The 21,957-nt window shown below is 60.7% G+C and carries 24 protein-coding genes and 1 tRNA gene; 18 read left to right on the forward strand and 7 right to left on the reverse strand.

The window, feature by feature from the left end; all coding sequences use genetic code 11:
- Positions 1 to 4 precede the first annotated feature (4 nt).
- Entirely contained in the window at positions 5 to 2,173 is a 2,169-nt protein-coding gene (locus LVY65_RS05465; RefSeq protein ID WP_235066974.1) for a primosomal protein N', read from the forward strand.
- Here the strand turns inward: LVY65_RS05465 and LVY65_RS05470 are convergent.
- The gene (locus LVY65_RS05470) at positions 2,170 to 3,222 is read right to left on the reverse strand and encodes a bifunctional transcriptional activator/DNA repair enzyme AdaA (RefSeq protein ID WP_235066975.1); all 1,053 of its coding nucleotides are present in this window, start codon (positions 3,220 to 3,222) and stop codon (positions 2,170 to 2,172) included. The two genes, LVY65_RS05465 and LVY65_RS05470, sit on opposite strands and share 4 nt — an antisense overlap.
- 76 nt (positions 3,223 to 3,298) lie before the next feature.
- Between LVY65_RS05470 and LVY65_RS05475 the strand changes: the two genes are divergently transcribed.
- Entirely contained in the window at positions 3,299 to 3,757 is a 459-nt protein-coding gene (locus LVY65_RS05475; protein ID WP_235066976.1) for a GNAT family N-acetyltransferase, read from the forward strand.
- Here LVY65_RS05475 and LVY65_RS05480 read toward each other — a convergent pair.
- On the reverse strand, positions 3,754 to 4,221 hold the full coding sequence (locus LVY65_RS05480) for a DUF1203 domain-containing protein (RefSeq protein ID WP_235066977.1): 468 nt from the start codon (positions 4,219 to 4,221) through the stop codon (positions 3,754 to 3,756). The genes LVY65_RS05475 and LVY65_RS05480 overlap by 4 nt on opposite strands.
- Positions 4,222 to 4,428: 207 nt before the next feature.
- Here LVY65_RS05480 and LVY65_RS05485 point away from each other — a divergent pair, with 207 nt between their 5' ends.
- The 10 genes from LVY65_RS05485 (at position 4,429) to LVY65_RS05530 (ending at position 15,246) form a co-directional block, all read left to right on the forward strand.
- Positions 4,429 to 4,983, forward strand: coding sequence for a F0F1 ATP synthase subunit delta (locus LVY65_RS05485; protein ID WP_235067179.1), 555 nt, complete (start codon positions 4,429 to 4,431; stop codon positions 4,981 to 4,983).
- A gap of 2 nt (positions 4,984 to 4,985) precedes the next feature.
- Positions 4,986 to 6,515 (forward strand): F0F1 ATP synthase subunit alpha, encoded by a 1,530-nt coding sequence (gene atpA / locus LVY65_RS05490; protein ID WP_235066978.1) that lies wholly within the window; start codon positions 4,986 to 4,988, stop codon positions 6,513 to 6,515.
- 18 nt (positions 6,516 to 6,533) lie between these two features.
- On the forward strand, positions 6,534 to 7,424 hold the full coding sequence (locus LVY65_RS05495; protein ID WP_235066979.1) for a F0F1 ATP synthase subunit gamma: 891 nt from the start codon (positions 6,534 to 6,536) through the stop codon (positions 7,422 to 7,424).
- Between the two features lie 26 nt (positions 7,425 to 7,450).
- Complete coding sequence (gene atpD, locus LVY65_RS05500) at positions 7,451 to 8,962, forward strand: F0F1 ATP synthase subunit beta (protein ID WP_235066980.1); 1,512 nt, start codon at positions 7,451 to 7,453, stop codon at positions 8,960 to 8,962.
- Positions 8,962 to 9,147, forward strand: coding sequence for a glutathione S-transferase (locus LVY65_RS05505; RefSeq protein ID WP_235066981.1), 186 nt, complete (start codon positions 8,962 to 8,964; stop codon positions 9,145 to 9,147). The genes atpD and LVY65_RS05505 overlap by 1 nt, the downstream gene beginning before the upstream one ends.
- Before the next feature lie 5 nt (positions 9,148 to 9,152).
- Positions 9,153 to 9,413 carry an ATP synthase F1 subunit epsilon gene (locus LVY65_RS05510; protein WP_235066982.1) on the forward strand — a complete coding sequence of 87 codons (261 nt, stop codon included), beginning with the start codon at positions 9,153 to 9,155 and terminating at the stop codon, positions 9,411 to 9,413.
- A gap of 1 nt (position 9,414) precedes the next feature.
- A complete protein-coding gene (locus LVY65_RS05515) occupies positions 9,415 to 10,965 on the forward strand; it encodes an ArnT family glycosyltransferase (RefSeq protein WP_235066983.1) in 1,551 nt (516 codons plus the stop codon).
- Between the two features lie 34 nt (positions 10,966 to 10,999).
- Entirely contained in the window at positions 11,000 to 12,442 is a 1,443-nt protein-coding gene (locus tag LVY65_RS05520; RefSeq protein WP_235066984.1) for a hypothetical protein, read from the forward strand.
- A gap of 67 nt (positions 12,443 to 12,509) precedes the next feature.
- Entirely contained in the window at positions 12,510 to 13,637 is a 1,128-nt protein-coding gene (locus LVY65_RS05525) for a glycosyltransferase family 2 protein (RefSeq protein WP_235066985.1), read from the forward strand.
- 94 nt (positions 13,638 to 13,731) lie between these two features.
- Complete coding sequence (locus tag LVY65_RS05530) at positions 13,732 to 15,246, forward strand: CpaF family protein (protein WP_235066986.1); 1,515 nt, start codon at positions 13,732 to 13,734, stop codon at positions 15,244 to 15,246.
- A gap of 66 nt (positions 15,247 to 15,312) precedes the next feature.
- On the opposite strand, the gene LVY65_RS05535 is transcribed toward LVY65_RS05530, so the two are convergent.
- The 3 genes from LVY65_RS05535 to LVY65_RS05545 form a co-directional block, all read right to left on the reverse strand.
- On the reverse strand, positions 15,313 to 15,897 hold the full coding sequence (locus LVY65_RS05535; protein ID WP_235066987.1) for a hypothetical protein: 585 nt from the start codon (positions 15,895 to 15,897) through the stop codon (positions 15,313 to 15,315).
- Positions 15,898 to 16,053: 156 nt separating this feature from the next.
- On the reverse strand, positions 16,054 to 16,623 hold the full coding sequence (locus LVY65_RS05540; protein WP_235066988.1) for a CC0125/CC1285 family lipoprotein: 570 nt from the start codon (positions 16,621 to 16,623) through the stop codon (positions 16,054 to 16,056).
- A 138-nt stretch (positions 16,624 to 16,761) separates the two neighbouring features.
- Positions 16,762 to 17,241: a potassium channel family protein gene (locus LVY65_RS05545; protein ID WP_235066989.1), complete on the reverse strand. Its 480-nt coding sequence runs from the start codon at positions 17,239 to 17,241 to the stop codon at positions 16,762 to 16,764.
- A gap of 218 nt (positions 17,242 to 17,459) precedes the next feature.
- Between LVY65_RS05545 and LVY65_RS05550 the strand changes: the two genes are divergently transcribed.
- From LVY65_RS05550 to fixJ, 3 genes are read left to right on the forward strand one after another with little or no spacing between them, the layout of a single operon-like run.
- Positions 17,460 to 17,750 (forward strand): sortase family protein, encoded by a 291-nt coding sequence (locus tag LVY65_RS05550; protein WP_235066990.1) that lies wholly within the window; start codon positions 17,460 to 17,462, stop codon positions 17,748 to 17,750.
- Positions 17,751 to 17,783: 33 nt separating this feature from the next.
- Entirely contained in the window at positions 17,784 to 18,929 is a 1,146-nt protein-coding gene (locus LVY65_RS05555) for a sensor histidine kinase (protein ID WP_235066991.1), read from the forward strand.
- Positions 18,926 to 19,537, forward strand: coding sequence for a response regulator FixJ (fixJ, locus tag LVY65_RS05560; RefSeq protein ID WP_235066992.1), 612 nt, complete (start codon positions 18,926 to 18,928; stop codon positions 19,535 to 19,537). The genes LVY65_RS05555 and fixJ overlap by 4 nt, the downstream gene beginning before the upstream one ends.
- Positions 19,538 to 19,594: 57 nt before the next feature.
- Here the strand turns inward: fixJ and LVY65_RS05565 are convergent, their stop codons facing one another.
- Positions 19,595 to 19,879, reverse strand: a complete 285-nt coding sequence (locus tag LVY65_RS05565) for a hypothetical protein (RefSeq protein ID WP_235066993.1) — start codon at positions 19,877 to 19,879, stop codon at positions 19,595 to 19,597.
- A 182-nt stretch (positions 19,880 to 20,061) separates the two neighbouring features.
- Here LVY65_RS05565 and LVY65_RS05570 point away from each other — a divergent pair, with 182 nt between their 5' ends.
- The 3 genes from LVY65_RS05570 (at position 20,062) to LVY65_RS05580 (ending at position 21,788) form a co-directional block, all read left to right on the forward strand.
- Positions 20,062 to 20,562: an Hsp20/alpha crystallin family protein gene (locus tag LVY65_RS05570; protein WP_235066994.1), complete on the forward strand. Its 501-nt coding sequence runs from the start codon at positions 20,062 to 20,064 to the stop codon at positions 20,560 to 20,562.
- 135 nt (positions 20,563 to 20,697) lie between these two features.
- Positions 20,698 to 21,243, forward strand: coding sequence for a GNAT family N-acetyltransferase (locus LVY65_RS05575; RefSeq protein ID WP_235066995.1), 546 nt, complete (start codon positions 20,698 to 20,700; stop codon positions 21,241 to 21,243).
- Positions 21,244 to 21,281: 38 nt separating this feature from the next.
- Positions 21,282 to 21,788 carry a pyridoxamine 5'-phosphate oxidase family protein gene (locus tag LVY65_RS05580; RefSeq protein ID WP_268828577.1) on the forward strand — a complete coding sequence of 169 codons (507 nt, stop codon included), beginning with the start codon at positions 21,282 to 21,284 and terminating at the stop codon, positions 21,786 to 21,788.
- A 65-nt stretch (positions 21,789 to 21,853) separates the two neighbouring features.
- Here the strand turns inward: LVY65_RS05580 and LVY65_RS05585 are convergent.
- Positions 21,854 to 21,928, reverse strand: a tRNA-Val gene (locus LVY65_RS05585).
- Between the last annotated feature and the right edge of the window lie 29 nt (positions 21,929 to 21,957).

The raw sequence follows: 21,957 nt of genomic DNA on the forward strand, positions 1-21,957 counted from the left end.
GGACATGGCGCTGCCCCGCGTTCGGGTGGTGACGCTCAACGCGGCGCTTGGCCCCCTCGACTATCGGGTTCCAGATGGGATGGCGGTTGAGCCGGGCAGAGTGGTCGTCGCACCGCTCGGCCCGCGACAGCTAATCGGCGTTGCCTGGGAAGCCGATCGGCTCAAGACCGAAGAAGTCGGCGACAACCGACTGCGGCCTCTGGCCGGGCTGGTAGGTGTCCCGCCAATCCCCGCTCCTCTCCGCCGTCTGTGCGAATGGACGGCGGACTATTATCTTTCCCCGCTCGCAGCGGTCCTTCGAATGGTGATGCCATCGTCAGCAGCCCTGGCCGGTCCGCGACGGCTGGTCGAATATCACTCTACCGGCGCCGTCCCTCCCCGCCTCACCCCGCAACGGGAGCAAGCGCTGAGCAGGATCGACGGCCGGCAAGGCACAGTCCGAGAGCTTGCCGCCCATGCCGAGGTCAGCGAGGCGGTTATGCGCGGGCTGGTGCACGCCGGCGCACTTGAACGGATTGAGGTCGACGGAGACCAACCATTTCCTGCCCCTGACCCTGGCTTTGCACCGCCATTACTAAATGCCGAGCAGCTGCAGGCGTCGGACAGCCTGAAACAAGCGATCGGACGGGGTTTCGACCCGATCCTGCTCGACGGAGTGACCGGATCAGGCAAGACGGAAGTCTATTTCGAAGCGATCGCCGAAGCGATCAGGCAGGGCAAGCAGGTGCTGGTCCTATTGCCCGAGATAGCATTGACCGAACCGTTCCTTACCCGCTTCACTGCTCGCTTCGGCTGCGAGCCGGTCACCTGGCATTCGGACCTGCGTTCGTCACAACGCCGTCGCGCCTGGCGCGCGATCGCCAGCGGCGACGCTCGCGTCGTGGTCGGAGCGCGCTCGTCCCTGTTTCTGCCTTACGCCAAGCTGGGCTTGATCGTGGTCGACGAAGCGCATGAGCCGTCATTCAAGCAGGAAGAGGGCGTTCAGTATCACGCTAGAGACGTGGCCGTGATGCGCGGGCATTTCGAGGAAATCCCGGTAATCCTCGCCTCCGCCACTCCAGCCATCGAAACGCGGCACATGGTCGAAATCGGCCGCTATCGCGAGCTCAAGCTGACCGAGCGTCATGGCCTTGCCGAAATGCCCGCGATCCGCGCGGTCAACCTGACCCAGGACCCACCGCCGCGCGGCCGTTGGCTGGCGCCAAGCCTAGTCGCCGAACTAGAAGCCAACCTCGCCGTTGGCGAGCAATCACTGCTGTTCCTCAATCGCCGCGGCTTCGCGCCACTCACCCTATGCCGGACTTGCGGGCATCGGTTCCAGTGTCCCAACTGCACCGCCTGGATGGTCGAGCATAGGTTGATGCACCGGCTGGCTTGCCACCATTGCGGTCATGTCATGCCGCCGCCGCGCCTTTGCCCGGAATGCGGCGATGAGGACAGCCTCGTCGCCTGCGGACCCGGGGTCGAGCGGATCGCCGACGAGGTAAGCGCGCTATTTCCAGACGCGCGAACCGCGATCGTCACCAGCGACACCATCTGGTCGCCAGCCCGCGCTGCGGAATTCGTTCGCGCGATGGACGCCGGCGAGATCGACATCGTCGTCGGAACGCAGCTGGTTACCAAGGGCTATCACTTCCCCAATTTGACACTGGTCGGAGTAGTCGACGCCGACCTTGGCCTCCAGGGTGGCGATCTTCGCGCAGCCGAGCGCAGCTTCCAACAGATACAGCAGGTCGCGGGGCGCGCCGGCCGCGGCGACAAGCCGGGGCGAGTGTTGGTACAGACCCACGACCCGGAAGCGTCGGTGATTGCGGCGCTGGTCTCGGGCGACGCGCCCGGCTTCTACGCCGCCGAGACCGAGGCTCGGCGCGAGGCGGCGATGCCGCCGTTCGGCCGCCTGGCCGCGATCATTGTCTCGGCGGAGGACAAAGGCGACGCCGAAGCAGTTGCTCGCCGCATCGGCCATGCGGCACCAAAGGTCGAGGGGATGGCGGTATTCGGCCCCGCGCCTGCTCCGCTCGCCATGTTACGTGGACGCCATCGCCAACGCCTGTTGGTCCACGCCGCTCGCAAGCTGGACGTGCAAGATGTCATCCGCGACTGGCTGGGCGAGCTGGAGTGGGGAAGCAAGATCCGCGTGGCGGTTGACGTCGATCCTTACAGCTTTCTCTAAAGATTGAGATCCGGCTGCGGAATCATTGCCCCTTCCGCAGCGAGCAATTTCTTCTTCCGATCCAGTCCACCGGCGTAGCCGCCCAACGTCCCGTCGGAGCGGATCACCCTGTGGCACGGCACGAGCACGGCGACCGGGTTGGAGCCGTTAGCGGTTCCTACGGCGCGGGTGGCGTTCGGATCGCCAACCGCCCGTGCGATGTCGGCATAGCTGCGGGTCTCGCCAAGCGGTATCTTGCGCAGCTCCTGCCACACAGCCTCCTGAAAGGCCGTGCCATGCACGTCGATCGGCAGTTCGGGTGCGGCCTGCGGTCGATCGATCGCCGCTAGAGCGCCCTCAACCCACGGAGCGATCGTGCCATCATCGGGGCGAATGTCGGCATTGGGGAAGCGCCTCCGAAGCGCGCTCTCGTCCTCGTCAAAAGTCAAACGACAGATGCCCTTGGGTGTCGCCGCTACCAGCAGAGGTCCGAGCGGGCTTTCGGTCACGACATATCGGATCGTCTCGCCCCGCCCGCCGTCGCGCCAGGCCGACGGCGTCATCCCAAGCCGCTGCTTCGCATCGGCGTAGAAGCGGCTGGGCGCCTGGTAGCCGGCATCGTAGATGGCTGCGGTCACGGGTTTGTCCTCGTCCAGATGCGCTTCTGCCCGACGAGCCCGGATCGCACGAGCGTAAGCCGCGGGCGAAACGCCCATGTCGCGGGTGAAGATTCGCTGGAAATGATGTTCGGCATAGCCAACCGCGCTGGCCAGGTCGGCGAGCAACGGCGGCTCGTCAGCTTGCTCGATCAGCCTGACTGCCTTTGCCACAGCCTCGCGGTCGCGGCCGACCTCGTCCGGCTTGCAACGCAGGCACGGCCGATAGCCGGCTGAGCGTGCGGAATCGCCATCCAGGAAGAACTCGACATTCTCCCGATTCGGGCGGCGAGCCGGACAACTGGGCTTGCAGTAGATCCCCGTCGTCTTGACCGCGCCGATCACCCGTCCGTCCCAGCTCCGGTCGCGGCGATCGAAGGCGGACCAGGCGGCATCAATGTCAATTGTTCGCATCAGCATGGACCCAAAATAGGTGACCGGCTTAGGTCGCGCTTCCCACGGCTTGCGGTCAAAGTGAAGAGGTAGGTGCATGTGGCAAATTTTCGAGGGCGAAGTTGATCTTGATGACGTGCGGATACTGCTAGCCCAGCATTTTGCCGAGATGCAGGCAGGTTCGCCGCCCGAGGCCTGTCACGTCCTGCCGGTTGACGGACTGAAGGACCAATCGATTCGGTTCTTCACATTGCGCGAGCGTGGCGCGTTGCTGGGCTGTGGCGCGCTCAAGCGGCTTGGCGGCGCTGAAGGTGAAATCAAGTCAATGCGCACTGCGGACGCGGCGCTGGGACGTGGGGTCGGCAAAGCGTTGCTCGGCCATCTGATCGCGACGGCGAAACTGGAGGGCATGGCCCGCATCCGACTTGAAACCGGCTCAACGGACCAATTTGCGGCCGCCAACCAGCTCTATGAGAAGGAAGGGTTTGAACGGACAGGCCCCTTCGGGGACTATACGGACACACCCTTCACCCGGTTCTTCAGCAAGGAGATTTAGCCGCGATCTACCCGAGCGGCGAAGCAACCCCGGATCGCGTTGTGAGCGTCGATGTGATCGACTTGCGCGTCCGCGAACAGGCGCCGAATTATACTGTCCGCCTCGCCCGGCTGGGCAAGCGCTGCATCAACCATCATTCCGTCGCCGTCGAAGGCGCGCAGTGACAAGATCCGGCGATCGAGCGCCGGTGGAATTTCGCCTTCATACTTCGCGGCTTCGGTCACTCCTTCGCTGACGAAGATGGCGTGGCTCGCGCGGTATGGATTTTTACCTTCGTGCGAGCAGTGGTTGACGAGCAATAGCGTCTCGCCAATTTCAGCATCGTCAAGCGTGAGGCGGCAAGGGAAGCCGGGTTTTTTGTCCGCTGTCATGCGCACGGCGCCATGCTCGGCAAGCTCGGCTTCGCTGAGGTTGGACAAATGGGCAAAGGCGGAGGGCTCAAGGCCTGCAATTTTGTAAGTCATGGCAGTGCAATAGCGGACCCCCGATGCGCGCGCTTCCCGCGTCTTGCGGCCAAACAATCGCCAAGTTCAGCATGAAGGCTTTTGGAGTCCTTGCATCCTCGCCGACCCCCTGCTAGGGGCGCGCCATCCCATGAGGGGCGCGCGGTTTACACTGCTGTGCCCCGTTCAATGCATGGGGCACATTTCTATGTCTGGAGCTTCGAGCGCGTGGAGAATTCCGGCGGCATTCAGGCCAGCTTAGCAGGGCGTTACGCAACTGCTCTGTTCGGCCTTGCCCGTGATGAAAAGCAGATCGATGCGGTGATCCGCAGCCTCGAAAAGATCGAGGCGGCGATGAACGAATCGGCTGATTTCAGGACATTGGCCACCAGCCCGTTGATCGACCGCACTGATGCCGGCAAGGCGATCCGTGCACTGGTCCCCACCCTGGGCATTGACGCGATCACAGCCAAGTTCCTCGGCGTGCTGGCGCACAATGGCCGGCTCAGCGAGCTCAAGGCCGTTATCAAGGCGGTCCGCACGCTCGCTGCCAACGCACGGGGCGAAACTACCGCCGAGGTGACATCGGCCTATCCGCTGAACGATGACCAGGTCGCCCGGCTCAAGACCAATTTGAAGACCCGGCTCGGCCGCGACGTCACGATCGAGGCCAAGGTCGAACCTCAACTTCTCGGAGGCCTCATTGTCCGGCTCGGCAGCCGGATGATCGACGCTTCGATCCGCACCAAACTCAATAATCTCGCTTTGGCGATGAAAGGCTGAACATGGATATCCGCGCCGCTGAAATTTCCCGCGTCATTCGCGACCAGATCGCGAATTTCGACGCCGACGCGCAGGTTTCTGAAGTCGGCAGCGTGCTGTCGGTCGGCGACGGCATCGCCCGTATCCACGGGCTCGACAACGTCCAGGCGGGCGAAATGGTCGAGTTCGAGGACGGCACCAAGGGAATGGCGCTCAACCTCGAAGCCGACAATGTCGGCGTCGTGATCTTCGGCTCCGACGCCGCGATCAAGGAAGGCTCTACCGCCAAGCGCACTGGAACCATCGTCGACGTGCCCGTCGGCAAGGGCCTGCTCGGTCGCGTTGTCGACGCGCTCGGCAACCCGATCGACGGCAAAGGACCGATCGTCGCTGAGAAGCGCAGCCGCGTTGAAGTGAAGGCGCCAGGCATCATCCCCAGGAAATCGGTGCACGAGCCGGTTCAAACCGGGCTCAAGGCGCTTGATGCGCTGGTTCCCGTCGGCCGCGGCCAGCGCGAACTGATCATCGGCGATCGCCAGACCGGCAAGACCGCCGTGGCGCTCGATACCTTCATCAACCAGAAGCAGGTCAATGCAGGCAAGGACGAGAGCCAGAAGCTATACTGCATCTACGTCGCCATCGGCCAGAAGCGCTCGACCGTCGCCCAGATCGTCCGCGCACTCGAAGAAAATGGGGCGATGGAATATTCGATCGTCGTCGCCGCGACGGCATCTGAGCCGGCCCCGCTGCAGTATCTCGCGCCCTACACGGGCGTGACCATGGGCGAATATTTCCGCGACAACGGCATGCATGCCGTGATCGTCTATGACGACCTTTCCAAACAGGCCGTCGCCTACCGCCAGATGTCCCTGCTGCTGCGCCGTCCTCCGGGCCGCGAAGCCTACCCGGGCGACGTGTTCTATCTTCACTCACGCCTGCTCGAGCGCGCCGCGAAGATGAACGAAGACAACGGCTCCGGCTCGCTGACCGCGTTGCCGATCATCGAAACCCAGGCAGGCGACGTGTCGGCCTATATTCCGACCAACGTCATCTCGATTACCGACGGCCAGATCTTCCTTGAAACCGACCTGTTCTTCCAGGGCATCCGCCCGGCGATCAACGTCGGCCTTTCGGTCAGCCGCGTCGGCTCGGCCGCGCAGACCAAGGCGATGAAGAAGGTCGCCGGCTCGATCAAGCTCGAGCTCGCCCAATATCGCGAAATGGCCGCCTTCGCCCAGTTCGGATCGGATCTGGACGCTTCGACCCAGAGGCTTCTCGCTCGTGGTGCGCGCCTGACCGAGCTGCTGAAGCAGCCGCAGTTCCAGCCTATGCCGGTCGAAGAGCAGGTTGCGTCAATCTATGCGGGCACCCACGGCTTCGTCGACACCGTCGATGTGAAGGACGTCACCCGCTATGAGGCCGCAATGCTCGGCTTCCTCCGGTCGGAACATGCCGACGTCTTGAAGGCGATCCGCGACACCAAGGTCCTTGACGACGACACTGCCGCCAAGCTCAAGGACGCGCTGACCGCGTTCGGCAAGCAGTTCGCGTAAGCTAGGAACCAAGCGGCGATGGCCAGCCTCAAGGCATTGAAACTTCGCATCGGCTCGGTGAAGTCGACGCAGAAGATCACGAAGGCGCTAAACATGGTCGCGGCGTCGAAGCTGCGTCGTGCGCAGCAGAACGCGCAGGCAGCCCGGCCTTATTCGAACCGCATCGCCGAGGTAGTGAGCTCGCTGGCCAGCCGGATCACGGTCGGCCCGCAGTCGCACAAGCTGATCGCGGGCACGGGCAAGGACGCGACCCACCTGATTATAGTCGTCACTGGCGATCGCGGGCTGGCAGGCGCGTTCAACACCAATATCGTCCGTGCCGCGCGAAAGAAGGCCGAGGACCTGTTGGCCGATGGCAAGCAGGTGTTGTTCTACATCGTTGGCCGCAAGGGCCGCCCGGCGATCCAGCGATTCTATCCCAAGGCGATCATCGGCCAGCATGACACGCTGGCCATGAAGGCTCCCGCCTATTCCGATGCTCAGGCCATTGCCGACGACATCATCGACCGGTTTGACAGCGGTCAGTTCGACGTCGCGCATCTCGCCTATAGCGAGTTTAAGTCGGTGCTATCGCAGGAACCGCAGGTCGATCAGATTATTCCGGCGGCACCTCCTGCGGCTGTCACCGGCAATAAGGCGGACTCCGCCGCTGCCGCAGCGGTTGAATATGAGCCTGACGAGGAAGAAATCCTCGCCGCTTTGCTGCCCAAGAACATCACCGTGCAAATCTATCGCGCACTGCTTGAGAATCAGGCGGGCTTCTACGGATCGCAGAGGACCGCGATGGACAATGCGACGCGCAACGCAGGCGATATGATCAATCGCCTGTCGATCCAGTACAACCGCCAACGCCAGGCGGCGATCACGACAGAACTCGTTGAAATCATCTCAGGCGCCGAAGCGCTCTAACGGACTAGAAGGCAAGGAAACTGACCATGGCCACCGCCGCTCCCGCCAAGCCCCGCAGCAAGAAGGCCGCTGCATCGGCGACCACCGCGACTGTTCCGATCACCGGCGATATCGTCGGCAAGGTCGCGCAGGTCATCGGCGCGGTCGTCGACGTCGCGTTCGAGGGTGAGCTTCCGCCGATCCTCGCGGCGCTCGAGACCGACAATAATGGCCAGCGCCTGGTTCTCGAGGTCGCGCAGCACCTCGGTGAGAATATCGTTCGCACGATCGCGATGGACGCGACCGAGGGCCTGACCCGCGGCCAGCGCGTTACCGCCACCGGCTCCCAAATCAGCGTGCCGGTCGGACCCAAGACGTTGGGACGCATCATGAACGTTATCGGAGAGCCGATCGACGAGCGCGGCCCCATCGGTAGCGACATGTTTTCCCCGATCCATGCCGAGGCACCACTGTTCGTCGACCAGTCGACCGACAGCTCGATCTTGGTCACCGGCATCAAGGTCATCGACCTCCTCGCCCCCTACGCCAAGGGCGGCAAGATCGGCCTGTTCGGCGGTGCCGGAGTCGGCAAGACCGTGCTGATCCAGGAGTTGATCAACAACATCGCCAAGGGCCACGGCGGCACGTCCGTGTTCGCCGGCGTCGGAGAGCGTACGCGCGAGGGTAACGATCTCTACCACGAGTTCCTCGAGGCGGGTGTTATTGCCAAGGACAAGGACGGCAACGCGATCAGCGAAGGCTCCAAGGTTGCGCTGGTGTTCGGCCAGATGAACGAGCCGCCGGGCGCCCGTGCCCGCGTCGCACTCTCGGGCCTGACCCAGGCCGAATATTTCCGCGACGTCGAAGGCCAGGACGTGCTGTTCTTCATCGACAACATCTTCCGCTTCACCCAGGCGGGCTCGGAAGTGTCGGCGCTGCTCGGCCGTATTCCTTCGGCGGTGGGCTATCAACCGACGCTGGCGACCGACATGGGACAGCTTCAAGAGCGCATCACGTCGACCAACAAGGGCTCGATCACTTCGGTGCAGGCCATCTACGTTCCGGCCGACGACTTGACCGATCCGGCGCCCGCGACCTCGTTCGCCCACTTGGACGCCACGACCGTTCTGTCGCGTGCGATTTCGGAACTTGGCATCTATCCCGCGGTCGATCCGCTGGACTCGACCAGCCGCGTGCTCGAGCCGCGGACTGTCGGCCAGGAGCATTATGAGACCGCTCGCGCGGTCCAGGAAACGCTGCAGAAGTACAAGTCGCTGCAGGACATCATCGCCATCCTCGGCATGGATGAGCTGTCGGAAGAAGATAAGCTCACCGTTAGCCGCGCCCGCAAGATCCAGCGCTTCCTGTCGCAGCCGTTCCACGTCGCCGAAGTGTTCACCGGCATCCCCGGCAAATTCGTTCAGATCGAAGATACGATTCGTTCGTTCAAGGCGGTCGTCAGCGGCGATTACGACCATCTGCCGGAAACGGCCTTCTATATGGTTGGCGGTATCGATGAGGCTGTCGCCAAGGCTGAAAAGATGGCTCACGAAGCATAATGGCCGGAAACCTTCGCCTGGAAGATTGCGTCAATGAGCGCTGCCCCTGGTCCGGCGACCCGGTCAGTGCCGACAGCCTGACGCTATATCGGGGCGAAGTCGTCGGCTTCTGCAACCCGGGCTGCCGGGATAAGTTCGAGAAAGCGGCGTCGGTCTTCGACGCTGCGATCGAGGGAAAGAAATAGGAACGATGGCTGACCTTCACTTCGAGCTGGTGACCCCAGAGCGGCTGGTTCGTTCGGAAGACGTTTACATGGTCGTCGTTCCCGGCGTCGAAGGCGATTTCGGCGCAATGGCCGGCCACGCGCCTGTCATGACCGTGCTCAAGGACGGCGAACTCAAGATCTACAAAACCGCGGGCGGCCAGCCCGAGAGCATTAACGTCGCAGGCGGCTTCGCCGAAGTCGGAGACAATGGACTGACCGTCCTGGCGGAAAGCGCCGGCGAATAACGTGGCATCTGGCGGGGGAGCCTTCGCCGCCCGCCAGACGGATCATGTTGCTTCGGCGTGGAGCTTCAAGGCAGCGTTATTCCTACTCCTAGTGGCGATTGCCACGCGCTACGTCGCGCTCGGCAACCCTGTCGCTAACCCCGACGATCAATTCTATCTGCTCGTCGGCGACGCCATGTGGCATGGCAATTGGCCCTATATCGACATCTGGGACCGCAAACCGTTCGGCCTATTCGCCTTGTTCGCATTAATCGCGCGGTTGGGCGGGGCGTCGATCCTGATGATGGACATCATTGCCCTGTTGTTCGCGTTTGCGACGGCGCTGGTGGTGCGCCGGATTGTACTGATCTTCTCGGGCAATCAGGGCGCGACATTGGCGGGTGCGGTCTACCTGCTCATGCTGCCGATGTTTTCGGGCCAGACGGCGCAAGCACCGGTATTCTTCAACCTACCAATGGCGCTGGCGGCCCTGGCGCAGTTCAAGGCTGCTGATGCCGAGCCAAAGGAAATCCGCCGTTTCGCCTTCCTGGCCATGATCGGCTGCGGGCTGGCAATATCGATGAAGCCGGTCGCAGTGGTCGAGGGCGCATATTTCGGCCTGGCCTTTCTATGGCTGATGCTTCGCCGCGGCATGTCACCAGCGACCATTGCGGCAAATGCGGCAGCTATGATCGTCATCGCCCTTCTGCCGACATTAGTCCCGATGCTCGGCTATGCCTTGGTAGGACGAGAGGCTTTTGCCGCCTTCTTTCACGCCAATTTCATCTCGATATTCCAAAAGAATTCGCTGGGTTTCGGAGCCCAGAAGGCCGGGCTGCTCTATTTACTCCTGTTTATGGGACCGCTAATCGCCTTCGCGGCACTCGGGCTTGTCGAACGGTTGCGAAACAGCGCCGATATTCGAGCACGATTGCTTTTAGGTTGGTTGTTGGCGGCGGTCGGTGGCTATTTGATCGTACCGCAATTTTACGACCAATATGCACTGCCGATGATCGTGCCGCTCAGCGTCAGCGCAGGGATCATTCTCAATCGCAGGACCGGGCTGCCGATTTTCGCCGCGCTGGTCGCATTTAGCGTGATAGCCGGCGAAGTTATTGCCTGGTCGCCGAACCGAGCCGATGTGGAAACCTACGCGCGCCTTTCCCATTCCGTGGACGAAGCCCGTAAGGGCGGCTGCATCCTGGTTAATGAAGGCCCGACATGGCTCTATCGCTCAACCGCTGCTTGCTGGCTGACGCCCTACCTATTCCCCGGCCATCTCAACCTGATCACTGAGGTCAATTCGATCGGAGTGGACACGGTTGCCGAAACCCGGCGCATCCTCGTCGAACGCCCTGCAGTTATAACCTTTCAGCCTTCAACCGCGCGGCGCCACAATCCGGCGACCGAACGGCTCTTGCGCGACGCCCTGCGTGACGATTACCAACTGGTCGCGATGATCGGCCCCGACGCTTCGCCCTCGCTGGCCACCTTGCAGGTTTGGCAGCGTCGCGATTTGGGTCCTGCCCCGGCTATTGTCCCAGACCTCTCCCGGCCCGCGAATGATATCTAAGGCGGGTAATTCGCCGCGCTGGGCGCGCAGCCCGGTGGCTCTGCTATTAATCCTGATTACCGCGTTCGCCACGCGCGCCGTCACGTTCGGCAATCCGCTGGTGGACATGGATGACCAGTTTTACTGGCTGGTCGGCCGATCGATGTGGCATGGGATCTGGCCGATCCTCGACATATGGGATCGCAAGCCGGTCGGGCTGTTCCTGCTTTATGGTGCCTTCGCCGGTGTGGATCGGTCCATTTTGGCGGTCCAGATTGCCGCAACCCTTTTCGCGGCGGGGACCGCTATCTTTGTACGCGCTGCCTCTTTGCGGATCGCCAGTCCGCGCAGCGCGCTACTCGCGGCGTTCACTTACCTGCTGACTCTACCGCTCTTCGGGGGCCAATCGGGCCAATCCCCCGTCTTTTATAACCTGTTCATGGCGGCCGCCGGCCTGTTGTTGCTTGCATCGAGTACCAACGTCGACGCGTCGGTCGTCAGGCGTCGCGCGGTCGCGGCAATGGCGCTCTGTGGCGCAGCATTGGTGATCAAGCAGGTTAGTGTTGCGGAAGGCGTCTTCTTCGGGTTGGCGTTCTTGTTCCTGCTCCACCGTGCAGGCGAACGAATGGCGCGCAATATCGCGATGGCGGCGACGATGATCGTTGTAGCGCTGCTCCCTACTATACTGGGTGTCGCATTGTTCGCGGCACACGGCGAGGATGCGGTGGCGACTTACGTGCAGGCCAGCTATCTATCGATCTTCGCCAAGACGTCGGGGGCCGATCGGTCGGCACTGGCTGGCGTCGGTTATCTGGTCCTATTCGGCGGCCCATTGTTGCTGGCGGCGGGGATCGGCGCCGTTGCCGGATGGAAGGAATCAAAAGCCTCCCTCGCCCATCGCCTTGCCGCAATGTGGGTTGCGGCAGCTTTTGTCGGCTACCTCCTCATTCCCAATTTCTTCCCTCACTATGCCTTGCCAATGTTGGTTCCTCTGTCGATCATGGCCGCCCGCGCATATGACCAGAAGATCGGCCTTCCGCTTTTCGTCGCATTGGTTGCCTCCAGTATCATCAGCGGACGGCTGACCGATTGGGGCGCCAACCGGCGCGCTGCGGCCGATTTCCGACGCATCGCGGCTACCGTCCAAGATAGGCGTCATGGAGGCTGTCTATATGTCGCCAACGGCCCGGTAGGGCTCTACGCAGCAGTGCCCGCCTGCCGGCTGACGACCTATCTTTTCCCCTATCATCTGACGTTGGCGACCGAGGCAAGCTCAATAGGCGTGGACCAACAAACCGAGATCGCGCGCATCTTCGCCGCCCGACCAGCGATCGTCGTAACGCAGGATGACAAGCGACCGAAGCAGTCCGCTGCCGTTCGAGATCTTCTCGATCGGGAGCTTTTGGCGAATTACCGAGAGATCGCCCATGTCCCCGCCGATGGCGCCGTGGAGATCCGGACACTTCATATCTGGCAACGCCGCGACCTTGCGCGATAGCGGGAGTTAACACTCCTTTCACCTTAAACTGCTTGGATGATGCCTTCACTCCGCAGGGTATCGATAAATGCTGCACCAGGCCGTTGAACTTCAGACCATTGCCCGCGAAGCACCGCTGCAGTTGAGCGTGGTCATTCCGACGCTTAATGAGGCCGGCAACGTCAAGCCTTTGCTCGAAAAGCTCGGCATCGCGCTCGCCGGGATCGAGTGGGAGGCAATTTTCGTCGATGACGGTTCGACCGACGGCACGCCGGAACTGCTTACTGGCATTGCCCAGTCGGATCGCCGCGTCCGCATGGTCCGCCGCATCGGCCGCCGCGGTCTTTCCTCGGCCGTGGTCGAGGGCGCGCTGGCATCGACTACGCCGATTGTCGCGGTGATCGATGCCGATCTGCAGCATGATGAGCGAATCCTGCCTGACCTTTTTCGTGCCATTTCCGACCAGGGCCATGAGTTGGCGATCGGCACGCGATATGCCGGTAACGGCTCGACTGGCGAATGGGCCGAAAGCCGACTGAAAATCAGCCGGTTCGCCACCGCGCTCGCTGGCCCGATTATGAAGACGCGCCTGTCCGACCCGATGAGCGGCTTCTTTGCCGTACGGCGTGACGTCCTGCTCGAAGCTGCGCCCCGCCTGAGCAATGTCGGCTACAAGATATTGCTCGATCTGGTGGCTTCCATGCCTCGCCCGCTCAAGGTCGCGGAGGTCGGCTACACTTTCGGCACGCGGCAGCATGGAGCCAGCAAGCTCGATGAAATGGTCGCGCTCGAATATGTCGAACTATTGCTCGACAAGACCGTCGGCCGCTTCGTGCCGGTCAAGCTGGTGCAGTTCGGTGCGGTTGGGATGCTTGGCGTCGGCGTGCATCTGTTGTTGCTCGATCTTGCGCTCAACGCGCTGGGCTTGGCCTTCGCCTGGTCGCAAGCTGCGGCGGTCGTTGGAGCAATGACCTTTAACTTCGCATTGAACAATCGGTTCACTTATCGCGACCGGCAGCTGAAGGGCTTCGCCTGGATCGGTGGCCTGCTCTCTTTCTATCTCGTCTGCTCGCTGGGCGCCGTCGCCAATGTCGGCATCGGCAGCCTGGTCTACGACCAGTTCCACGGCTGGTGGATCGCGGGCATCGCCGGGGCGATTGTCGGCTCGGTTTGGAATTACGTCGCCAGTGGGTGGCTAACGTGGACGAGACGCTGAATGGCGCCGCTTGATTGAAATTAGTCTTTTCTCAAAGTTTGGGCGCTATTCACCATATTGGTTTTCTGCGGGATAGCATTGGGATTCATGGGTTATGAACGCATTCGGCAAGCGTAACGGTCTCGGCGGCGCGGGGCAGCGTCCGAGTTTCGGCGTCGCTCGTCCCATGAAAGGCGGAGCAGCTCCTGCCGGTGGCGAACAATTCCCGCCGGTTGAGGACCTTCCAGAAGAGCCGGAGTCTCCGGACACTGAGGCAAGCCCCGCTGGACCGCCAGTCGGCGCGATGGACCGCCTCAACCACCGCCAGAACGCCAGCGGTGAGGCTGCATCGTCGAAAAGCGAGGGCTTCGAAGCCTCGGTCCACCGCATCAAGGAACAGGTGCTTCCCCGCCTGCTCGAGCGCGTCGATCCGGAAGCGGCAGCGACGCTCGGCAAGGAAGAGCTGGCCGAGGAATTTCGCCCGATCATCGGTGAGGTCCTCACCGAGCTTAAAATCAACCTCAATCGCCGTGAGCAGTTCGCGCTGGAAAAAGTGCTGGTCGACGAACTGCTCGGCCTTGGTCCGCTTGAAGAACTACTGTCCGACCCGGCAGTCAGCGATATCATGGTCAACGGACCCGACCAGACATTCGTCGAGCGCAAGGGCAAGCTCGAGCTCGCCAAGATCCAGTTCCGCGACGAGGAACATTTGTTCCAGATCGCGCAGCGCATCGTCAACAAGGTCGGCCGCCGCGTCGACCAGACCACCCCGCTTGCCGACGCCCGCCTTCAGGACGGCAGCCGCGTCAACGTCATCATTCCGCCGCTGTCGCTGCGCGGCACCGCTATCTCCATTCGTAAATTCTCCGAAAAGCCGATCACGCTCGACATGATGCGCGGCTTCGGCTCGATGTCGGAGAAAATGGCGACGGTGCTGAAGATCGCCGGTGCCAGCCGCATGAATGTCGTCATCTCTGGCGGTACCGGCTCGGGCAAGACGACGATGCTCAACGCCATGTCGAAAATGATCGACCCGGGCGAGCGCGTAATCACAATCGAAGACGCGGCCGAACTTCGGTTGCAGCAGCCGCACTGGCTGCCGCTTGAAACCCGCCCGCCGAACCTTGAGGGTCAGGGTGCGATCACCATTCGCGACCTGGTCATCAACGCACTGCGTATGCGCCCGGACCGCATCATCCTGGGCGAAATTCGCGGCCAGGAGTGTTTCGACCTTCTGGCGGCGATGAACACGGGTCACGACGGATCGATGGCGACGCTCCACTCGAACAGCCCGCGCGAGTGCCTGGCGCGTATGGAAAACATGGTCATGATGGGCGAAATCAAGATCCCGAAGGAGGCGATCAGCCGCCAGATCGCGGACTCGGTCGACCTGATCGTCCAGGTAAAGCGTCTTCGCGACGGCTCGCGCCGCACGACCAATATTACCGAGGTGATCGGGATGGAGGGCGACGTCATCGTTACCCAGGAACTGTTCCGTTTCGAATATCTCGACGAGACGGCAGACGGCAAAATCGTCGGCGAATATCGCTCCATGGGCCTTCGCCCATATTCCCTCGAAAAAGCCAAGCAGTACGGATTCGACCAACCCTATCTCGAAGCCTGCCTTTAATTGCCTCGCAAGCTGCGGTTACTTCACGCAGCCGCCTTGGGGTTGGTTGAAGATCGGCATTGCCAATCAGAGACGCCTTTGAACGGCGTACGCGACCCCTATTAGATATGTTCCCGTGGCAACGAAACTTAGCGCCAAAACCCAGACAAAGCTGCTGATCACGGCGGTTGTTGGCCCAAAGAAAGCAATTGGAGCGGCCGCCGCGGCCAATCCGGTCAGGATCATTATGGCCAGGATCAAATCGGTTGCCGCCGAAAGGATCGTCCAGCCTTGGACGAAACCATTGGCCAACAAGCCAGAGCTGAAGAGAACCAAGCTCCGCAGGCCGAGCCACGCAATGATAAGGTAGGTTACCCTTACAAGAGAAGCGCTAGGCTCTGCGGCCAGCATCAAGCCAGCCGTCAGTGATATCGCGCCAGCGAGCATTGCGAGCACCTTAGCTTTGTCGCGCGCCGCGCCTGCAGCAAGCTCGATTAGTCCTGCAAATACGAGCAGCGTGGCGACCAAGTCAGCGTCGGACCAACCCTTGTCAGTTGGCATGAATGCAGCCCGGGCGGCCAGCAGGATAATGGCAACCCCGCCTCCGCCGATGAACAGCGCACGATTTGATCTTTGCGTTGGCTTCAGCACGGTCTCCACAGGTTCCTCCATTTCGGAGTCCGCTCGGCCGCCGATGCGGCTGACCCGTTAAAGTCAGGTCTTCCGGTTGGCGGGGCTGGGGGAGTCATTCGCTTTCCGGAAGACCTTAATATTGAAATTCGGCCAAAATGCTCACTGGCGAAATAGGTAATGCTGCGTATCCAATTATCACGGCTTCCTCGGCAGCTCTATTGTAGGTCCAAGATCGCTGATCACCTTGCGAGCGTCAAACGCGCGCGGCTCACCGACGGGGAACGGTCCGTGATGCAATTGAATCTCCGCATCCGCCTCGAATGATTCGATCCTGGTTACGTCCACCCGGTCATACCAAAAGGACGTGCCCCATTCGGGATACCACACATCCCAGCCATTACGCCGATCGTAGTAGCGCCAGTAGGGGCGCCAGTAACCGTAGCCGCTGCCATAATAAGGCCGGTACAGTGGGTCGGGCGCGACATAGGTTTGGACGTCGTGCTCGGTATGGCGGTCCAGGATCGTGAACCAGTCATAACCCTGCTGCAGCGACAATTCTGCTGCCCGATAGAGCAGATAGCCTTCGACGCGTTCTCGCGAAGTGAGTTCGTTGCCGTGAAAGCGCACCCTATATTGGTCGGCTGCAATCCGCTGGTCGGAATATCCGCCGTGCACGCCGCTAACGGACTCGGGCCGATACGGCTGATATGGCGTTGCAGTCGTGCATGCAGCGATCGATGCGAACAGCGTCAATCCGAAAAGCATTCGCGATGCCTTTCCAATATTCGATCGCATATCGGCGCTCCGATGATAAATCCTCAAATCTCAGATTAGGCTTCCTTCTTGGCAATCTTCATAGGGAATAGTCCTTATGCCTTCTCTGAAATTGCTTGGCGAATTTCCTTACTTCTTATTCTCTTGTGACGATTCCCTTCGATCTGTTTCGAACAGATCGGGGGTCAGCCAATCATGTGCCAAAAGTCGCAGCTGCGCGAGCAACGAAACGAGAAACGCGGTTGACCAGCCGAGCATGATAATCCCGGTAGTGCCTTCAATTGCTCCAAGGATCCGCCAATCCTTGGACAAAATCAGGTCCCCGTAACCAATCGTCGCGTAGGTTACCGTTGAAAAGTACAGCGCCTGCTCGAAATGATGGCTCGCGCCAATCCAGACGTAGAGCAATGCATAGAGCCAGATTTCGATCGTGTGGATCGCAAAGATGCCGAGGGAGGCGCCAAGGAGTAGCGCCAGGGGAGATCCCCTCAAGGGGCGAACCAGCTTATGGTGCGAGCGGAGAACGCGCACGAGGATCGCCAGTCCGGTAAGGTGCACAAGTACCGTAATCAGCACCATCACACTGGCTAGAGAGAGTTGGGTCAGCAATGGTCGGCCTCAATGCAGGGTTGGCAATCCGAATGGATAGTCTGGTCCTAGTGACCCGCCAGCGCATTCCGTAACATTGCGTATTCTGTGTTCCCGCCCATGTTTGGCAGTAATGCCGTATGTGTCCATTATACTGGAAAAAGGTCAGGCTAGAACTGGCTCCAACCCCCGGCTTTCCTAAGGGCTCTCCTGGGCGGTCATACCTGCTGCAGGTGCCGGTGAACGAGAGCGGGGAAATCGATGCTGTCGAAATTGAGCGTTACCCCACGCGCGCAACCGTGCGGCGTTTCTGGTCGTCAGAGCCCGATGAATATGGAAAGGTCGTCCGGGCCGATGGGCATTGGCTGCTCTGCTATGACCGCGACGCCGGCGAAGCGATTTTCCGGCTGCGCTCGGAGGCTCTCCATCTTGGAGGTGAAGTAACGGTCGAAGGACCCGACGGCGTTCCTTCCCGGTTCCGAGTGACAAGCGTCAAGCAGCTCGACACCTCCCCGCCGCGCACGCGATAGTCATTTCACGAACTGATGCTATCAAGTCGGCGGATGGACGAGGCGGGCAATTCCGGACCGATTGGTTTTGACGAGAGCGAGGCCCACCTTCGCTCCATTCTGGCCACCGTGCCGGACGCGATGGTCGTTATCGACGAGCTCGGCATTATTCTCTCGTTCAGCGCGGCCGCCGAAAAGATGTTCGGATACCTGGAAACCGAAGTTGTCGGAGAAAATGTGGAGATGTTGATGCCGTCGCCGGACCGCGAACGGCATGATGGGTATCTCGCCAATTACCGCCAAACCGGCGAGCGCAAGATTATCGGCATTGGCCGAGTAACAACCGCCCGGCACCGAGACGGCTACACCTTCCCCATCGAATTATCGATCGGCGAAGCCTGGCTCGGCGAAAAGCGAATTTTCACCGGCTTCATCCATGACATCACTCATCGCCAGGAGGCTGAGTCCAGGCTGCAGGACCTTCAATCCGAGTTGGCGCATGTTGGCCGGGTCAGTGAAATGGGAACGCTTGCGTCGTCACTCGCTCATGAGCTCAACCAACCGCTGACGGCAATTGCAAACTATTGCGAAGGCGCGCGCGAATTGCTTGCCCGCGAACTCGACGAGGAGACGACCGAAATTGTGCGCGAGGCGTTGGAAGACGCCGCCAAGGAAGCGGTTCGTGCCGGGCAAATTGTTCGACGGTTGCGCGACTTTATAAGCCATGGGGACGCCGAGCGCCGCGTCGAAAGCCTTTCGCGCCTCGTCACCGAAGCCAATGCATTGGCGCTGGTTGGATCGAGAGAGCATGGGATCGAGGTTCAACTTAGACTGGATTCAATTGCTGACAGCGTCTTCGTCGACCGCATCCAGATTCAGCAGGTTCTCACCAACCTCATCCGCAATGCCATTGATGCGATGCTGGACAGTCCATTCCGTTCGCTCACCGTTCAAACCGAGTGCAAACCGAAAGGCTTTGTGACCGTCAGCGTTGTCGACACGGGCAGCGGCATCAGCGACGAAATTGCCAGCCACCTGTTTCAACCATTCATCACGACGAAGAAGACAGGAATGGGTATCGGCCTCTCACTCTGCCGCACCATCGTCGAAGATCATGGCGGCCGAATCTGGTTCGAACCCGTGGCCGCGGGGGGCACGGCGTTCCGCTTTACAATTCCCACAGCTGGAGCAGAGGAATGAGCGAAGGGAAATTGGTTCACCTGGTTGACGACGATGAATCGGTCCGGCGATCGGTGGGTTTCATGCTCAAGACGTCCGGGTATCGGGTGAAGAGTTATGAATCCGGCACGGAACTTCTGAAAGACGTCAAAGCGCTTGAGGCAGGCTGCATTCTCCTCGACATTCGAATGGCGGGTATGGACGGGCTGGAGGTGCAACAAGCCCTTCGGGACCAAGGAGTGATCCTCCCCGTCATCATCATGACCGGACATGGCGACGTGCCGCTGTCGGTCCGGGCAATGAAAGCCGGGGCGATCGACTTCATCGAAAAACCATTCGAGAAGGCAGTTCTCCTTGCAGCAATCGAACTGGGGTTCAGTTCGCTGCAGAAGTCCGAAACCGGTCGCGATCGCGCCAATGAAGCGCAGATAAGGCTGCACGTTCTCACGCCGCGTGAACGTGAAGTGCTCGACGGCCTCGCCAATGGCTTGCCTAACAAGACCATTGCCTACGACCTGGGCATTAGCCCGCGCACGGTCGAGATTCATCGCGCCAACCTGATGACGAAGCTGGAAGTCCGCAGCCTCTCGGAGGCGCTTCGCCTTGCATTCGCTGCCCAGGAAAGCTGAACGGACGGCCTGACTTAAGCGGTCATCCTCTGTCGGCAACTATGCTGGCCGGGCGCGTCAATTGGCCACGCCTTCGGCCCTGCGCGCAAGCCAGTTCCATACGAGCGCAAACACCAGCCCAAAGGCCGCCCCTATCGAAAAGGTCAGCGCCAGGAGTGCCGCAGCAGTGCCAAGGTCGAACGGCGCCATCGCAAAGTCGAATTTGATAAAGTGAAGGCGCAGCACGAAGTCCATGAACGGCTTTGCCAGCCCTGCCGCGACCAGGATGACCCACGCCAAGTGATAAAGAGCAATCACCAAGCCTACGGAAATGGCAGCTTTCGCCGGACTGATATTCCGCATGACGATCTCCTTCCTTCGGGCAGGATCGGCGGAAATGATCAGCTGTGCAGTTCGTAATGCTACCTAGACGGCTTTTGATGGCCCCCGCCTGCAAACCGGCAGCGAGCAGCCATCAGGAAGATTGCGTATCGGATTGCGATATCCCGGCAGCCTAAGAGCCAAGCTCTGAAAGGAGTAAGTTCATGGACGTCAAAGAGAAACCAACTCGCTCGCCGGCCGTAGCAAAGCGCCAGGCACCGGATTTTAGCGAGCAGCTCATCGAGCCGTTTACGCAATTGCGAAATGAGGTGAACCGGCTCTTCGAAAGCTTTCCGCTGGGCCTGCCGGGTCTCGAGTTCGCGCGCCTCCACTTTGCCGCTCCGGCGATCGAGATGAGCGAGACCGACAAATCCTATAAGATCACCGCTGAGCTGCCGGGAATTGAGCCCGATAATGTGGACGTCACCTTCGACAGGGGCATCCTGCGCATTGCCGGAGAAAAGAGGGAGCGGCGAAGCCAGAAGGAGCGAGGCTATCGCTTGTCCGAGCGAAGCTATGGTGCCTTCGAACGCTTCATTGAGCTACCTTCAGTCGATGCGGGCCAAGCGATCAAGACCAAGTTCAAGCGCGGGGTTTTGACCGTCAATGTACCCAAGGCGAAAAAGGCAAAGAAGGGCGCTCGACGCAATAAAGTCGGCGCATAGGCCAGTCGGCATACCAATGCTCGTGGCGCATTTCACTCCGGAGTTCTCCCAATAGGGACATCTACGGAATGACGTTGCAGCCCGGTTGCGCCAACAAGACTATGATTGGGCCGTGCGCTTGAAAGGAGAGATACCGTGGAGATCAGTGGAAAACCATTGATGCTGCCCGAATGGAGCGCCGAGCTCACAACCCGATCGGGCCTGAAGCTGAATGTTCGACCAGCCTCGCTCCAGGACCAGGCAGACGTTGGCGAATTTTATCGGCGGGTAACCCCCGACGATCTTCGCTACCGGTTTCTCAGCTCCATCAAGTCAATCGGCCCGGGGCTGGTTCAGCAGCTTGTCGACGTCGACCATACAGAAACGGAGAGCCTGCTTGCCTTCGACGCCAGCGATGGCAAGCTGGCCGCCACGGCCATGATTGCCGCCGATGATTCAGGCGGCGGCGCTGAAGTGGCGGTTTCGGTCCGCTCCGACCTTAAGGACCGGGGTGTCGGATGGGCAATGCTTCAGCACGCCTGCGATTACGCGAAGGCGCGCGGGATCAAGGAACTCCACACCGTCGTGTTTAGCGACAATCGGTCCACTATCGCGCTCGAAGAGGAAATGGGGTTTACCGGACGTCCTTGCACTGATGACACGAACCTCACGATCCTGACAAAGCGCATTGATTGCGCATAGCCGAGGCGCGCAATTCCGTTTCATGACTTGAGGACCAGATGGAACAATCAGCCGTCAAAATACTGGAATCGCATCGGCTTATGGCTATTTCGACGCTTCGTCCCGATGGATGGCCGCAGACCACGATCGTTGGCTACGCCAATGACGGGTTGCTTCTCTATTTCATGATTTTCCGATCGAGCCAGAAATTGGCCAACATCCAGCGCGATGACCGCGTCTCCATTGCGGTCGGCGACGAACCGAGGGACTTCCAAAGCCTCAAGGCCGTCTTTGCCGGCGCCAACGCGTGGGAAGTGACGGATGCCGACCAACGGACCCATGCGTGGCGGCTGCTTACGCAGCGGCACCCTAACCTCGCCGACTTCGGAGTACCGGACGAGTCCGAAGCGGCGCTGATGTGCGCCGCCTGCAAATATGTGTCCGTGCTCGATTACGGCAAAGGCTTCGGGCACACGGACAGCTTCACTGTTGGCGACAGCGGCGCCGTGATGATGCACCCTGCGGAAAAGAACAGCTGGGGTATCTCCGCGGCCAAATCGGCCTGACCCACTTCCCCCCGCGGCAGGGAAGCAAATTCAATCCCTAAATAGCTGTTCTTACGGGAAAATAATGGTGGGCGTGGCAAGGATTGAACTTGCGACCCCTGCGATGTCAACACAGTGCTCTACCACTGAGCTACACGCCCACTCTGAAGGGGGCCTTTAAGGGGCCGAT

It is taken from the genome of Sphingomonas cremea, from assembly GCF_021502585.1.
Classification (GTDB): Bacteria; Pseudomonadota; Alphaproteobacteria; order Sphingomonadales; family Sphingomonadaceae; genus Sphingomicrobium; species Sphingomicrobium cremea.

Bases quoted from the DNA above. Each gene is read 5' to 3' on its own strand.
- LVY65_RS05465 (WP_235066974.1), top strand. From the start codon at position 5: ATGGCGCTGCCCCGCGTTCGGGTGGTGACGCTCAACGCGGCGCTTGGC.
- LVY65_RS05470 (WP_235066975.1), bottom strand. From the start codon at position 3,222: ATGCGAACAATTGACATTGATGCCGCCTGGTCCGCCTTCGATCGCCGC.
- LVY65_RS05475 (WP_235066976.1), top strand. From the start codon at position 3,299: ATGTGGCAAATTTTCGAGGGCGAAGTTGATCTTGATGACGTGCGGATA.
- LVY65_RS05480 (WP_235066977.1), bottom strand. From the start codon at position 4,221: ATGACTTACAAAATTGCAGGCCTTGAGCCCTCCGCCTTTGCCCATTTG.
- atpA (WP_235066978.1), top strand. From the start codon at position 4,986: ATGGATATCCGCGCCGCTGAAATTTCCCGCGTCATTCGCGACCAGATC.
- LVY65_RS05495 (WP_235066979.1), top strand. From the start codon at position 6,534: ATGGCCAGCCTCAAGGCATTGAAACTTCGCATCGGCTCGGTGAAGTCG.
- atpD (WP_235066980.1), top strand. From the start codon at position 7,451: ATGGCCACCGCCGCTCCCGCCAAGCCCCGCAGCAAGAAGGCCGCTGCA.
- LVY65_RS05505 (WP_235066981.1), top strand. From the start codon at position 8,962: ATGGCCGGAAACCTTCGCCTGGAAGATTGCGTCAATGAGCGCTGCCCC.
- LVY65_RS05510 (WP_235066982.1), top strand. From the start codon at position 9,153: ATGGCTGACCTTCACTTCGAGCTGGTGACCCCAGAGCGGCTGGTTCGT.
- LVY65_RS05525 (WP_235066985.1), top strand. From the start codon at position 12,510: ATGCTGCACCAGGCCGTTGAACTTCAGACCATTGCCCGCGAAGCACCG.
- LVY65_RS05530 (WP_235066986.1), top strand. From the start codon at position 13,732: ATGAACGCATTCGGCAAGCGTAACGGTCTCGGCGGCGCGGGGCAGCGT.
- LVY65_RS05535 (WP_235066987.1), bottom strand. From the start codon at position 15,897: ATGGAGGAACCTGTGGAGACCGTGCTGAAGCCAACGCAAAGATCAAAT.
- LVY65_RS05540 (WP_235066988.1), bottom strand. From the start codon at position 16,623: ATGCTTTTCGGATTGACGCTGTTCGCATCGATCGCTGCATGCACGACT.
- LVY65_RS05555 (WP_235066991.1), top strand. From the start codon at position 17,784: ATGGACGAGGCGGGCAATTCCGGACCGATTGGTTTTGACGAGAGCGAG.
- fixJ (WP_235066992.1), top strand. From the start codon at position 18,926: ATGAGCGAAGGGAAATTGGTTCACCTGGTTGACGACGATGAATCGGTC.
- LVY65_RS05565 (WP_235066993.1), bottom strand. From the start codon at position 19,879: ATGCGGAATATCAGTCCGGCGAAAGCTGCCATTTCCGTAGGCTTGGTG.
- LVY65_RS05570 (WP_235066994.1), top strand. From the start codon at position 20,062: ATGGACGTCAAAGAGAAACCAACTCGCTCGCCGGCCGTAGCAAAGCGC.
- LVY65_RS05580 (WP_268828577.1), top strand. From the start codon at position 21,282: ATGGAACAATCAGCCGTCAAAATACTGGAATCGCATCGGCTTATGGCT.